General features: G+C 63.5%; 13 protein-coding genes. 3 read left to right on the top strand and 10 right to left on the bottom strand.

Features of this window, described 5'->3' with window-relative positions; genetic code table 11:
- Window positions 1-106: 106 nt before the first annotated feature.
- Window positions 107-1,297, bottom strand: a complete 1,191-nt coding sequence (bhcA, locus tag MB818_RS15710; RefSeq protein ID WP_238905698.1) for an L-aspartate--glyoxylate aminotransferase BhcA — start codon at window positions 1,295-1,297, stop codon at window positions 107-109.
- Window positions 1,298-1,484: 187 nt separating this feature from the next.
- On the opposite strand from bhcA, the gene bhcR reads away from it, so the two are divergent.
- The gene (gene bhcR / locus MB818_RS15705) at window positions 1,485-2,306 is read left to right on the top strand and encodes an HTH-type transcriptional regulator BhcR (protein WP_234168241.1); all 822 of its coding nucleotides are present in this window, start codon (window positions 1,485-1,487) and stop codon (window positions 2,304-2,306) included.
- A 32-nt stretch (window positions 2,307-2,338) separates the two neighbouring features.
- Here the strand turns inward: bhcR and MB818_RS15700 are convergent, their stop codons facing one another.
- Window positions 2,339-2,476, bottom strand: a complete 138-nt coding sequence (locus MB818_RS15700; RefSeq protein WP_238905696.1) for a hypothetical protein — start codon at window positions 2,474-2,476, stop codon at window positions 2,339-2,341.
- A gap of 102 nt (window positions 2,477-2,578) precedes the next feature.
- Between MB818_RS15700 and glmS the strand changes: the two genes are divergently transcribed.
- Window positions 2,579-4,402: a glutamine--fructose-6-phosphate transaminase (isomerizing) gene (gene glmS, locus MB818_RS15695; RefSeq protein WP_234140192.1), complete on the top strand. Its 1,824-nt coding sequence runs from the start codon at window positions 2,579-2,581 to the stop codon at window positions 4,400-4,402.
- Between the two features lie 71 nt (window positions 4,403-4,473).
- Here the strand turns inward: glmS and MB818_RS15690 are convergent, their stop codons facing one another.
- Window positions 4,474-5,991 (bottom strand): malonate--CoA ligase, encoded by a 1,518-nt coding sequence (locus MB818_RS15690; protein WP_234140191.1) that lies wholly within the window; start codon window positions 5,989-5,991, stop codon window positions 4,474-4,476.
- 91 nt (window positions 5,992-6,082) lie between these two features.
- The gene (locus tag MB818_RS15685; protein ID WP_234140190.1) at window positions 6,083-7,225 is read right to left on the bottom strand and encodes an aminotransferase; all 1,143 of its coding nucleotides are present in this window, start codon (window positions 7,223-7,225) and stop codon (window positions 6,083-6,085) included.
- Between MB818_RS15685 and MB818_RS15680 the strand changes: the two genes are divergently transcribed.
- Window positions 7,224-7,436: a hypothetical protein gene (locus tag MB818_RS15680; protein ID WP_234163282.1), complete on the top strand. Its 213-nt coding sequence runs from the start codon at window positions 7,224-7,226 to the stop codon at window positions 7,434-7,436. The genes MB818_RS15685 and MB818_RS15680 overlap by 2 nt on opposite strands.
- 4 nt (window positions 7,437-7,440) lie before the next feature.
- Here the strand turns inward: MB818_RS15680 and MB818_RS15675 are convergent, their stop codons facing one another.
- The 6 genes from MB818_RS15675 to ahbB (MB818_RS15650) all read right to left on the bottom strand — a co-directional run bounded on the left by MB818_RS15675 (window position 7,441) and on the right by ahbB (MB818_RS15650) (window position 12,415).
- A complete protein-coding gene (locus MB818_RS15675; RefSeq protein ID WP_234140189.1) occupies window positions 7,441-7,716 on the bottom strand; it encodes a hypothetical protein in 276 nt (91 codons plus the stop codon).
- The gene (locus tag MB818_RS15670; protein ID WP_238905703.1) at window positions 7,673-9,184 is read right to left on the bottom strand and encodes a nitrite reductase; all 1,512 of its coding nucleotides are present in this window, start codon (window positions 9,182-9,184) and stop codon (window positions 7,673-7,675) included. Before MB818_RS15670 ends, MB818_RS15675 begins: the two co-directional genes overlap by 44 nt.
- Before the next feature lie 100 nt (window positions 9,185-9,284).
- On the bottom strand, window positions 9,285-10,496 hold the full coding sequence (gene nirJ / locus MB818_RS15665; RefSeq protein ID WP_238905695.1) for a heme d1 biosynthesis radical SAM protein NirJ: 1,212 nt from the start codon (window positions 10,494-10,496) through the stop codon (window positions 9,285-9,287).
- Window position 10,497: 1 nt separating this feature from the next.
- Entirely contained in the window at window positions 10,498-10,980 is a 483-nt protein-coding gene (ahbB, locus tag MB818_RS15660) for a siroheme decarboxylase subunit beta (protein ID WP_234176994.1), read from the bottom strand.
- Entirely contained in the window at window positions 10,977-11,426 is a 450-nt protein-coding gene (locus MB818_RS15655; RefSeq protein ID WP_238905694.1) for an Lrp/AsnC family transcriptional regulator, read from the bottom strand. Before MB818_RS15655 ends, ahbB (MB818_RS15660) begins: the two co-directional genes overlap by 4 nt.
- The gene (gene ahbB, locus MB818_RS15650; protein ID WP_238905693.1) at window positions 11,423-12,415 is read right to left on the bottom strand and encodes a siroheme decarboxylase subunit beta; all 993 of its coding nucleotides are present in this window, start codon (window positions 12,413-12,415) and stop codon (window positions 11,423-11,425) included. The genes MB818_RS15655 and ahbB (MB818_RS15650) overlap by 4 nt, the downstream gene beginning before the upstream one ends.
- Between the last annotated feature and the right edge of the window lie 2 nt (window positions 12,416-12,417).

Raw genomic sequence — 12,417 nt, 5'->3', positions numbered from 1 at the left:
AGATAATCCGACACCCGCACCGGCGTACGACGGATATACGGCGCGATCCGATCATGCGCACAAAGCATGTCCTCGTAGGAAGGAATATACATTCCTGGTCCCTCCCTCAGGCTGCTTTCAGCACCGAGGCGGCGCTATGTGACCGGAAATACGCCTGAGCGGCGGCAACACCCGACCCAAGCGGAACATCAAGCCCCAGATCGGCCATGCACATCTCGGCGGTGGCGATGCCCGACAGCGTCATGACATCGGTCAGGCTGCCCAGATGGCCGATGCGGAACACCTTGCCCGCGACCTCGCCCAACCCGACGCCAAAGGCCACGCCATATTTGCTGGCGGCATGGGTCACGATATCGGTGGCGTTGAACCCCTCGGGCGTGCGGATGGCGCTGACCGTGTCGGAATAGACATCCGGCGAGGCCGCGCACAGATCGAGCCCCCAGGCGCGAACCGCCGCGCGCACGCCTTCGGCGATGCGGTGGTGGCGGGCAAAGACATTCTCCAGCCCCTCGTCCAGCAGCATCCTGCACGCCTCGTTCAGCCCGTTCATCAGGCCCACCGCGGGGGTATAGGGATAGGCGCTGTTGGCATAGCCCCTGGTCATGTCATGCACATCGAAGAAGGTGCGCGGCAGGGTGCCGGTGCGGGTCGCCTCCATCGCCTTGGGGCTGAACCCGACAATCGCCAGCCCGGCCGGCAGCATGAAGCCCTTTTGCGAGCCGGTGACGGCCACATCCACCCCCCAGTCGTCGAAGCGGAAATCCATCGACCCGATCGAGCTGACCCCATCGACGAACAGAAGCGCCGGATGCCCCGCCTTGTCGAGCGCGCGACGCACCGCCGCGATATCCGAGCGGACCCCGGTTGCGGTCTCGTTATGGGTGGCAAGAACCGCCTTGATCCTGTGTTCGGTGTCGGCGGTCAGGATCTCTTCGTAACGATCCGCCGGCAGACCCTCGCCCCAGGGGGTTTCGACGACCTCGACCGCCAGCCCATGACGCTGGCACATGTCGACCCAGCGATGGGAAAACATGCCGTTGCGCGCGGCCAGCACCCCGTCGCCCGCCGACAGCGTATTGGTCAGCGCGGTTTCCCAGCCCCCGGTCCCGGTGGAAGGAAAGATGAAGACCTCGGCTGTTTCGCTCTTGAGCACGGCCTGCACCCCCGCTCGTGCCGGGTGCAGGATCTGCCCGAACAATGGCGAACGGTGGTCGATCGTCGGCATGTCACAGGCCTTGCGCAGGCGCTCCGGGATATTGGTCGGCCCAGGGATGAAAACGGGGTTCTGGAAACTCATCTTGTGCCTCGTTCAACGGATTCGGTGTCCTATCATCAACCGGGCACGACCCCTTGACAATTTTTTTGAAAATGTTTTTCATACTAAATAAATATCCATTTATATGTTTAATAACATGTACCTATAGTTTTTCAGTCCTCCGAAGTGCGAAGTCTGAAAAACGAAGAAACGACAGGAGTGCAGCGGTTTGGCGACGGAGAAACGGAAAAGAGGGCGACCCAAGGCCTTTGCCGACAAGAGCGAGCAGAACACCAATCAGTCGCTCGACCGGGCCATCGACATCCTCGAATGCCTCGCCTCGGCGCGGGGGCTGACGCTGTCAGAGGTGGCGGACCGGCTCGACCTGGCACCGGCGACGGTGTACCGGGCGCTGCACACATTCGAGAGCCGCCGTCTGACCGAGATCGACCCGGAAACCCAGACCTGGCATATCGGCCCAGACCTGTTCCGACTGGGATCCGCCTTTTTGCTGCGCAGTTCGCTGGTCGAGCGCGCCCGCCCCGTTCTGCGCAAGCTGATGGACATGACCGGAGAAACCGCCAATATCGGTATCGAACGCGATGGCGAGATCCTGTTCCTGAGCCAGGTAGAGACCCAATCGAACATCCGCGCCTTTTTTCAACCCGGCACGCGCGCGCCGCTGCATGCCTCGGGGATCGGCAAGGCGCTGTTGTCGCAATACGACCGCGCCCGCATCGACAGGTTGCTGCCCGATCCACGGCTGGAACAGTTCACGATGAAGACGTTGTTCGACAAGGAACAGCTGCTGGCCGAGCTTGACCTGATCCACCGCCGGGGCTGGGCGCTGGATGACGAGGAACGGACCCACGGAATGCGATGCGTCGCGGCGCCGATTGTGGATTTCACGGGAGAGGCGGTTGGTGGCATCTCGGTTTCGGGGCCCTCGGACCGGATGCCCGACGCGCGGCTGACCGAGATCGGCAACATCGTGCGCGATGCGGCGGTCGACCTGTCGCGCAGGCTGGGGGCGCCTTTGCGAGCAGGATAGCCGGAGCGAGCGGTCCCCAACCTCTGCATTCGTCATGCGAATGTCTTGCGGGTTTTTGTGGCGTTGCGCTTCCAAAGATGCATCAGCGCCATGTTCGCTCTTGTTTTGGCAATGCCGGTGATCAGCCAAATCCCGCTTTCACAGGCACCCGCAACCCAAGCCACAGTCATTCAGTATTGAAACAGCAAGTGACTTCCGATTATGCGTTCGGCCCTATATCAGGGGGCTAACACGGGTCGGCAAGGACCCAGGCAGGATAAGGGAACGAGCATATGTGTGGAGTGGTCGGTGTCGCCGGTGTGGGCGACGCGCAGAAAGAGATTCTCGGGATGCTGACCAATCTGGAGTATCGCGGCTACGACTCCTCCGGCATGGCTGTTCTCAGCAACGGGCGGCTTCATGTCGTAAAACGGCAGGGGGCACTGTCCGAACTGAAGAAGGAACTGCTCAAGCCAACGTCCCAGTTGCATGGGTCCGCTGGTATCGGTCACACCCGCTGGGCGACCCATGGTGCGCCGTCGGACATCAACGCGCATCCTCATCTGTCGAGCGACGGCAAGATCGCAATCGTCCACAATGGCATTGTCGAGAATTACAAGGCGCTGAAGGATCAGCTGATCGACGAAGGCTATCTGTTCAAGTCGGAAACCGATAGCGAGGTCATCGCGAATTTGGCCGCGAAACTCTATCAGGACTGCGGCGCAGGGAGTTATCGCCAGGTGCTCGCGCGGCTACAAAGCCGTTTGGTCGGCGCTTATGCGGTGGTCATCCAATTCGCAGATGCACCCGACCTGATCGGCGGCATCCGTAATGAATGCCCGCTGAACTATATCCAGAAAGACGGGCAATCGGCGATCTCGTCCGACCTGTCCAGCCTGGTCCCCTATGGCAAGGACGTCTTTTGCCTGAAGGACAAACAATGCGTTATCCTCGACAGCGACGGGGTCGCGGTGTTCGACGAGATGGGAACGGATTCCGAGGCGATACCGATCACCATCAACTGGTCGGTCGAAAAGGCCCGCAAGGATGGTTTCGATACCTTCCTGCAAAAGGAAATCCACGAGGAGCCAGCGGCGGCACAGGCGTTCTATCGCGAGATTCGCAACCACAAGGCCGCGCTCGACGAGTATCTGAAGCAACACCGCTTTACCAAGATCGTTGTCGTCGCCTGTGGCTCGGCCTCGTTCAGTGCGATCTTTGCCGAGGCGCTGGCGCGGCAGTTCGATTTGCCCATTGATGTGATTTCCGAGGTCGGGTCGGAGATGCGCTATAATCCGCCGATGATCTCGGAGACGACGCTGGTCCTGGCCATCAGCCAATCGGGCGAAACCGCCGATACTATTGGCGCGGTCAAAGCGGCCAAGCAGAAAGGGGCGCAGGTCGTTTCATTCGTCAATGTCGCGGGGAGCACGCTGGAGTTTGTCTCGGACCTGGTTCTGCCCCTGTCGGCCGGCCCAGAGATCTCGGTGCCCAGTACCAAGACCGTAACGAACATGTTCCTAGCGGTCTTTTTCTTCCTTGACGCGATGCGGCAGGCCTTGGGAGGTCAGCGCGATGAGAGCTGGTTCGCTTCGGCCGAGGAGTTCCGCGCAGCGCTGGCCGAGATGGTCGGACGCGAGCGCCAGTTCCGCAGCATCGCCGAGCGGGTTTCGGGCTATCAGAGCTGTTTTGCGATCGGGCGGGGGGTCGACTTCTCCATTGCCAAGGAAACGGCGCTGAAGCTCAAGGAAACCTCGTATCTGCATTGCGAGGCGATGAATGCGGGAGAGTTCAAGCATGGCAGCATCTCGCTGATCGAATATGGCATGCCGGTGCTGTGCATCCTGACCGACGAAATGCAGCGCAAGAAGATGGTCTCGAACATCAACGAGATCCGGGCGCGCGGGGCGCAATGCATCGTGATCTCGGATCTTCTTCCGGCCGAGATCGAGGATGCCGATGCGATGACGGTGATCACGGTCCCGGCTGTCGGCCCGGTTTGGAACACGATTCTGACGCTGATGGTCGCGCACTATATCTCGTTCCTGATCGGCAGCCTCAGAGGGATCGACGTCGACCGGCCCCGCAATCTGGCAAAATCGGTCACAGTTGAATGAACCGGCGCCCATAGTGGTCGGATAACCGGCTAAACCAGATCAGAGCAGCGCCGAAGCGATCGGCTTGCCCCTCATTCCGGCTGGAACACGTCCTTGAACTGTTCGCGCAGGATGTTCTTTTGCACCTTGCCCATGGTGTTGCGCGGCAACTCCTCCATCAGGATCAGTTGCCGCGGGTGTTTGAACCGAGCCAGCGCTGTTTCGACCCGGGCCATGATTGCCTTCGTATCGGGGGTTTCACCCGGTTGCGGCACCAGGATGCCCAGCGGGGTCTCTCCGAAGTCGGGATGGGGCACCCCGATCACCGCACTTTCCAGAACGCCGGGCTGATCGTCCAGCAGTAGCTCCAGCTCCTTTGGATAGATGTTGAACCCGCCCGAGATGATCAGGTCCTTGCCGCGTCCGACGATGGTGACATAGCCATCGGGATCCTCGAAACCCAGATCGCCGGTGATGAAGAACCCGTCGGGGCGCAGTTCTGCGGCGGTTTTCTCCGGCATCTGCCAGTAGCCCTTGAACACGTTGGGGCCGCGCACCTCGATCACGCCTATTTCGCCCTGTGGCAGGGTTTCGCCGGTATCGGGGTTGGTCACCTTCAGCTCGACCCCCGGTAGGGGCAGACCGACAGTGCCGGCGCGGCGCTCTCCCTTGTAGGGGTTTGAGGTGTTCATGTTGGTTTCGGTCATCCCATAGCGTTCCAGGATGCGGTGGCCGGTGCGCTCTTCGAACGCGACATGGGTTTCCGCCAGCAAAGGCGCCGAGCCCGAGACGAAGAGGCGCATATGTTGCGCCAGCTCGCGGGTGAACCGGGTATCGCCCAGAAGGCGGGTGTAGAAGGTCGGCACCCCCATCATTGCGGTCGCGCGGGGCATCTGCGCGATGATCTGGTCAAGGTCGAATTTCGGCAGAAAGATCATGCTGCCGCCGGTGATCAGCGCGATATTGGTGGCCACGAACAGGCCATGGGTGTGAAAGATCGGCAGCGCGTGCAGCAGCACGTCATCAGCGGTGAACCGCCATTCGCGCGCCAGCGTCTCGGCATTGGACAACAGGTTGTCCTGGGTCAGCATCGCGCCCTTTGAGCGGCCCGTGGTGCCCGAGGTATAGAGAAAGGCCGCCAGGTCGCCGCCCTCCCGCGCGACGGTGTCGAACCGCTCGGGCATCGCGGCGGCGCGCTCGGTCAGGCTGCCCGAACCATCGGCGTTCAGGGTCTCGATCCGGGCGCCCAGACCCTTGGCGATCGGGGCCAGCATGTCGCGGCTGCGCCCGTCGCAGACGATCAGCGCGGCGCCGCTGTTGTCGATGAAATAGCTGAGTTCGTCGGCGGTATAGGCGGTGTTGAGCGGTAGAAAGATCAACCCGGCCTGGGCGCAGGCGGCATAAAGCGCTAGCGCCTCTACTGATTTCTCGACCTGCGCTGCCACCCGGTCCCCCGGTTTCAACCCCAGATTGGTGGCGGCATGGGCCAGCCGGGCCGCTTGTGCCAGAAAAGTAGTGTGGCTGATTACCCGGCCATCGGGTAGGTGCAGAAACGGCGTCTTCTGCCCGGCATGGATGCCGAAGAGGCGGTCATAGAGGGGATTTGCCATGGGGTACCCTTTCCTGCGTCGCGGTCCGGTTTTCCTTCTGGGTGATTGCGCGGCAATGGTAAAGTCCGCTAGCCAGCGCAGCGCGTCAGAGTTAGCGGTTGCGATCCCTGTGATCCCGAAGATGGGCGAGGAATGTACTGACACGGGCCAGTCCTTCGGTCAGGATCCGCGGGTCGTTAGCATAGCCGATGCGCAGCCAGCCCTCGATATGCAGGGCCGAGCCGGGGGTGAACATCACCCCGGTCTCCTCCAGCAGGCGGACACAGAAGTCGCGCGACGGCATGTCGAAGTTGTATTTCAACAGCGCGGTTGTGCCGGCGCGCGGGCGGACCCAAGAGATATCGGGTTCACCCGCGACCCAATCGGCCAGGATCTCGATATTGCCACGGGTGATGCGGTGGCTGCGTTCAAGGATGCGATCCTTGGACTCGAGCGCCATGGCAGCAAAGTAATCGTCCAGCATGCCGACGCTGATCGTGTTGTAATCGCGATGGATCGACACCGCAGCGATCAGGTCGGGATTGGCGGCGATCCAGCCCAGCCGCAGACCGGCCAGAGAAAAGGTCTTGGACATGCCGCCGACGCTGATACCGCGTTCGTAGAGATCGGCGATGGCAGGGGCAAAACCGTCGCCCTGATGATTGGTCCCACGATAGACCTCGTCACACAAGATCCAGCTACCGTGCGGGCGGGCCAGCGCGATGACCTCTTGCAACAGGTCATGTTCCATCAAAGCGCCGGTGGGATTGTTGGGATTGGCAAAGGCGATCAGCCGGGTTTCGGGCCGGATCAGCGAGGCCAGTTCCGCCATGTCCGGAAGAAAGCCGTTCTCGGGCCGCAGATGCAGGATATCGACCGTGGCGCCATAACTTTCGGGAATGGAGTAATGCTGCTGGTATGTGGGGCGGATGGCGATCACGTGATCGCCCGGTTCGACGACGGTTTCATGCACCAGCGCATTGGCACCGATGGCGCCATGGGTCACCACGATATTGTGGCGCTGCTGATGCTGGTAGAGGGTCGAGATCGCATCGCGCAACCGGTCGGAGCCTTCGATGGCGCCATAGGTCATCTTCATCGCGCGCAGGTCGTCCATCACGTCGTCATTGCGCCCGGCCAGTTCCAGCAACTCACCGATGTCGAGCGAGGCCACGCAGGTTTCGGCCAGGTTATAGGCGCAGTGGTTCTCGAACTCGTTCATCCAGATTTCGACGCCAAAGGGGTCTATGCGCATGGCTGGCCTTTCTTTCGGTCTGCTCGGCGGTCCGGTCCGCGGGACAGAGTTCCCAGATTTCGGTGCTGGACGCAATCTCTGCCAGGTTCCGCATCTGGATCAGGCGAAGCGCGCGCGACGAAGGGCCCGTTTTCCGACACGGAAAACGGGCCGGAAAATTTTGCAATTTTCCGGTTCGGAAATCTGCGATTTCCGTTACCACCGCATTTGAGGGGTCAACTCTCGGCCTCATCCAGCAGGCGCCGCACCCAGCGTCCGGCCAGCCAGCTGGCCGGGATGCCCAGCGGTAGCGACCAGAGGAGCGCCGCAACTGGACCCAACGGTGTACCACCCACCACGCGCAGCATCAGCGCTGCCATGAACAGATTGATCGCCACCGTCGCCGTCACCGCCGGCCACAGCAGCAGCGCCAGTTTCCAGACCGGCCAGCGGCCCTCGATGCCCGGCTCAGTGGCTGGTGCCTTCAGAGAAGGTGATCTTGTTCCAGACATTGTATTTCCCCGAGGGTTTCTTCATCGGCAGGCGGCGTACCTCTTCCAGCGTCGCGGCATCATAGACGATGACCGCGCCATCCTCTTCCCAGACCGAGACCAGCGCATGTTTGCCGTCACGGGTGAACTCCACATGTGCCACCGTCTTACCCGGTGCCGGGCGCAGGGTGCGCACGATCTCGAGGCTCTGCTTGTCGATCACATGCATCGCGTCCTTGTTGGGGCCAAAGAACACATCGGCCCAGAAATAGGGGGTGTTCTCGTGACTGCGCAGAAAGAAGCCCGGCCCCTCGGTCGGGATCGTCGCGATGCGGGTCCAGCTTTCGGTGTCGATGACGCTCAGCTTGCCCTCTTTCAGATGCGGCGTGGCCATCACCCGGCGCCCGTCGCGTGCCCAGCTGATGCCCGAGCCCAGATGCGGCATGCCCTCCAGCGGCAGTTCGGCAATCTCGCGCCCGACATTGAGGTTCACCACCACCCCGCGCACCCCGTCGCGCGCGGCGCCGATCAGGTTGCGGTAGTCGTCGGAAAAGAAGAAATCGTCGAGCGGCTCGGAAATCTCGATCCGGCGCCGGGCGAACAGCCCTTCGGACGAGGCGATCGCCTCGACCATGCCCTTTTCGCGGGAGTGGATGAAGCCCTCGTAAACCGGGTCGGCATTGGGGTCGGTCGCCACCTCCCAGATCTCTGGCGCGTCCTTCAGCGCGAGGACAAAGCTTTGCCGTTGCGGCGCCTGATAGACGGCCGAGACCCGGCTGGGCGTGCCATCCTTGGCGGTCACCTTCATGACCCTCGCCACTGACAGATCCTCGGTGCTCAGCAGGGTCAGCGACATCGGCAGGTAATTGGCCACGGCCAGCCATTTGCCGTCATGGCTCATGGCAATGTTGCGGCTGTTGAGGCCCGCGCGTACCCGGCCCACCTGTTGCAGCGACCAGAGGTCGTATTTCTGCACCCAGCCATCGCGCGACATGATGAAGACATAGCGCCCGTCGGGGCTGAACTTGGGTCCGCCATGCACGGCGAACGGCGTCTCGAACCGGTCGAGAATGTCGAACGTATCGCCATCCAGCACGCTGACATGGTGATCGCCGGTTTCTACCACCAGGGTTATGTTCATCGGATCGGCATCCCAGACCGGCGCGGCGGCGGCCACATAGTCGCCGTCCAGCACCCGGCTTGCCGTGATCTCACCCTCGCCCCAAGCGGGGATCTCGGCCAGCGGTTCCTTCACATACTCCGCCAGCGCGGCGATGGCCGCTTCGTCCAATATGTCCGTGAACCCCGGCATCTGGGTCGCGGTGCGGCCCTCGCGGATCACGGCGGCCACTTTCGGCCCGCGCATCCGGCCCAGCGTCTCGGGGATCAGCGCCGGTCCCAACCCGCCCAGCCGCGCCGCGCCATGGCAGCTGGCGCAAAACTCGGCATAGTCCTCGGCCGGTCCCGCCGCCACGGGTCCCGCCAGCATCAGGGCGCAGACCCCGTATTTCACTTTGCTCCAAATACTCCCGCCGGAGGCTCCGCCGCGCGCGACAGGCGCTGCGGATGCGGCCCCGCGCGGGCGGGTGTCAAAAGAACTGATGCGCCGGGTCATGTCTCTTTCCTCGGAACGGGGTGACGGTCAGGCGGTCCGAACCCGTGACACCGATCTCGGCATCCGACAGGTAACAGGCCGGGTCCTCGGCCCAGGGATCGCCGGTCAATTGCAGGGCGCGGATGCGGGTATTGCCGCCGCAGACATCCTTGAGCGTGCAGGCGCCGCAGCGGCCCTTGAGCGGGCGGGGCCGGGTGCGCAGCAGCGCCAGCATCGGGTCGTCGCCGGTCCAGAGCTGGGAAAACGGCGCCGTCTTCACATTGCCCACGGTGTAGTCGGACCAATAGGTATCGGGATGCACCCGGCCCAGATTGTCGATATTGGCCACGCCCAGCCCGCTGGAATTGCCGCCCCAGGCGGCAAGATGGGCGCGGATATGCGCCACCTTCCCGGCGTCGAAATTGCGCCGGACCCAGTCCAGGAAATAGCCCGCGTCGGCGTCGTTGTTGCCGGTCACGATGTCCAGCGGCATATCCTCGGCCGCGGCCACCCAGGCGCGGTCCAGCAGCAGGTCCATCGCGTGGCGGGTGCGCAGATGCGCGGCATCCTCGCCCCGGTTCTTGTCGCCGCGCCCGGCATAGACAAGGTGGCTGAGATAGAACTTGTCCACGCCCTCGTCATCGCAGAGCTGAAGCAGGTCGGGCAGATGGTGCTGGGTGCCCTCGGTCAGGCAGAAGCGCAGGCCAACCTTGATGCCGCGCGCCTTGCATGCGCGCACCCCGCGCAGGGCGTCGGCAAAGGCGCCCTCGACGCCGCGGAACCAGTCATTGGTGGCGCCGATCCCATCGAGCGAGATACCCACATAGCTGAAGCCCACATCGGCGATGCGGTCGGCGGTCTCGCCTTGTATCTTGGTTCCGTTGGTCGACAGCGCCAGCATCGGCATCAATTGGCGCGCGCGCATGGCGATGTCGAAGAAATCGAACCGGTCCAGCGGCTCGCCCCCCGACAGGATGATCGCGGGCACCTTGAACCGGCCCAGATCCTCCAACGTGTCCATCGCCTGTTCGTGGGTCAGCTCGCCGGGAAAATCCACATCCGCCGAAACGGTATAGCAGTGGCGGCATTTCAGGTTGCAGCGCCGGGTCAGGTTCCAGATCACCACCGGTTTCACCGGGCCGGGGCGGCGCTGGCGCACCGGGGTCGGTGCGATCAACTGGTGCATGTATTCGGTGAGCCGGAACATGTCAGGTCCTTTCCTTCAGACGCAGCCCGGTCTTTTTCAGGATGCGGGTGGAATAGAGGATGTCATGCCCCCGGCAGGCGGTGCCCAGCAGGGCGGCGATCTCGCCGCGCTTGGCCTCTACCTCATCACGGGTAGCGCCATGCACCATGGCAAACAGGTTATAGGGCCAGTCGGGCCGGGCGCGGGGGCGTTCATAGCAATGGGTCACAAAGGGCAGGGCACCCACGCGCGCACCCAGATCGGTAATGCGGGCGTCATCCACGTCCCAGACGGTCATGCCATTGGAGGTCATCCCCAGCTTGTAGTGGTTGGGCGCGGCGGCGATGCGGCGGATCACGCCGCGCGCCTTAAGGGCAGCGATACGCTCCATCAGTTCGGGCTCGGGCAAGGCCAGGTCGGCGGCGACGCGGGCAAAAGGCGCGGGCACCAGCGGCAGCCCCTCTTGCATGGCCGCGATGATCCGTCTGTCTGTCTCGTCGATCATGCCGCCACCCGGAAGCCGATGAAGAATTCCTGCAATTTCGGAAAGCGCAGGACCGCGATCCCGGTTTCCGCCTCGATCGCATCGGCGGTGGCCGCGATCCCCTGAGGGGTTTCGGTGGCCAGCACGAACCACATGTTCAGCCGGTGCGTGCGTTCATAGTTATGCGCCACCTCCGGGTGGGCATTGACTTTGGTCAGGACGGTGTCGAATTCCGCCTCGGGCACCGCCATCGCACACAGGCAAAAGGCCCCGCCCATGGCGGCGGCGTCGAAGAAGGGGCCGAAACGGGTGATCAGCCGCGCCGCCTTCATCCGGGCCAACCGCTCCAGCAATTCACCCTCGGCAAGACCCAGTTCGGCGGCGACGGCGGCATAGGGATGGGCCGTCAGCGGCAGATCCTCCTGCATGCGGTTGAGGATGCGGCGGTCGGTTGCGTCGGGGGTCATGCGGCCTCCTCCTTGCGGGGTTTGATCAGCGCGCCGGTCTGTTTGAAACAGCGGGTCGAGAACAGCACCTTGTGCGGGGCACCGGCCAGTTCGGGCAGGGCGGTTGCGCTGTCCAGCACCGCCAGCGCCTCGCGGCGCGAGCGGGCGTGGATCATGGAATAGAGCCGGTAGGGCCAGACACCCGGCACCGGGCGGCGCTCGTAACAGAGGGTGACACCGGGATGCGCGGCCAGCGCCGGCCCGGCGCTGTCGATCCGTTCGGGCGGCAGGTTCCAGACCACCATCGCGTTCGACGACCACCCCAATGCCCGATGCCGCACGATGACCCCAAGACGCGAGATCACCCCGCCCTGTTGCAACAGCGCGATGCGCGCCATTGCCTCACCCGCGTTCAGGCCCAGCCGGGTCGCCAGCTCGGCATAGGGCGCGGGCACCAGCGGCAGGCCCTGGGTCAGCGCCTGCAACAGGTCGGTATCGCCGGATCGCAGCACGCTGGCATCGACCGCCCGCCGGGTCGGCACGCGCGGCGTTCTGGCACCCATCCGAAAGCCCAGATCGACATTGAAGGGCCGCAGCAAGGGCAGATCGAGTACCCGCAGCCCGCTGGCCGCTCCGATCCGCGCCAGCGTCGCGTCCACATGCCCCCGATCGGGGCCGGTGGCGACGAACCAGAGGTTCCAGTCATCCTCGCGCTGGTAATTGTGGTTCACCCCCGGCTCGGCGCCGATCATCCCGGCGATCTCTTCGATCCGGTCCTCGGGCGCGGCAACCGCGGCCAGGGTGCTGGCAGAGGCGCTGCCGGGCGCGATGGTGGCGCCCACCCGCGTGATCCGCCCCGCCGCCTGCATTCGGGCAAGGCGCGTGATCACTTCGTGCTCCGAGATGCCCAGCTGTTCGGCCAGGCCCAGGAACGGGCGGTCGGTGATGGGAAAATCGCGCTGCCAGTCATCCAGCAGGGCACGGTCGATGGGGTCGGTGATCTGGCACATGA

The sequence above is a fragment of the Ruegeria alba genome (assembly GCF_022321465.1).
Lineage (GTDB): Bacteria > Pseudomonadota > Alphaproteobacteria > Rhodobacterales > Rhodobacteraceae > Ruegeria_B > Ruegeria_B alba.
Note: the sequence above shows the minus strand (reverse complement) of the source record. Positions and strands in the feature narration are given on the sequence as shown.

Excerpts from the sequence above, each read along its gene's own strand:
- MB818_RS15685 (WP_234140190.1), bottom strand. The coding sequence starts at position 7,225 with ATGCGCATAGACCCCTTTGGCGTCGAAATCTGGATGAACGAGTTCGAG.
- MB818_RS15700 (WP_238905696.1), bottom strand. The coding sequence starts at position 2,476 with ATGACTGTGGCTTGGGTTGCGGGTGCCTGTGAAAGCGGGATTTGGCTG.
- MB818_RS15655 (WP_238905694.1), bottom strand. The coding sequence starts at position 11,426 with ATGACCCCCGACGCAACCGACCGCCGCATCCTCAACCGCATGCAGGAG.
- MB818_RS15670 (WP_238905703.1), bottom strand. The coding sequence starts at position 9,184 with ATGCTGGCGGGACCCGTGGCGGCGGGACCGGCCGAGGACTATGCCGAG.
- MB818_RS15680 (WP_234163282.1), top strand. The coding sequence starts at position 7,224 with ATGGCTGGCCTTTCTTTCGGTCTGCTCGGCGGTCCGGTCCGCGGGACA.
- MB818_RS15690 (WP_234140191.1), bottom strand. The coding sequence starts at position 5,991 with ATGGCAAATCCCCTCTATGACCGCCTCTTCGGCATCCATGCCGGGCAG.
- ahbB (WP_238905693.1), bottom strand. The coding sequence starts at position 12,415 with ATGTGCCAGATCACCGACCCCATCGACCGTGCCCTGCTGGATGACTGG.
- glmS (WP_234140192.1), top strand. The coding sequence starts at position 2,579 with ATGTGTGGAGTGGTCGGTGTCGCCGGTGTGGGCGACGCGCAGAAAGAG.
- nirJ (WP_238905695.1), bottom strand. The coding sequence starts at position 10,496 with ATGTTCCGGCTCACCGAATACATGCACCAGTTGATCGCACCGACCCCG.
- bhcA (WP_238905698.1), bottom strand. The coding sequence starts at position 1,297 with ATGAGTTTCCAGAACCCCGTTTTCATCCCTGGGCCGACCAATATCCCG.
- ahbB (WP_234176994.1), bottom strand. The coding sequence starts at position 10,980 with ATGATCGACGAGACAGACAGACGGATCATCGCGGCCATGCAAGAGGGG.
- MB818_RS15675 (WP_234140189.1), bottom strand. The coding sequence starts at position 7,716 with ATGTCTGGAACAAGATCACCTTCTCTGAAGGCACCAGCCACTGAGCCG.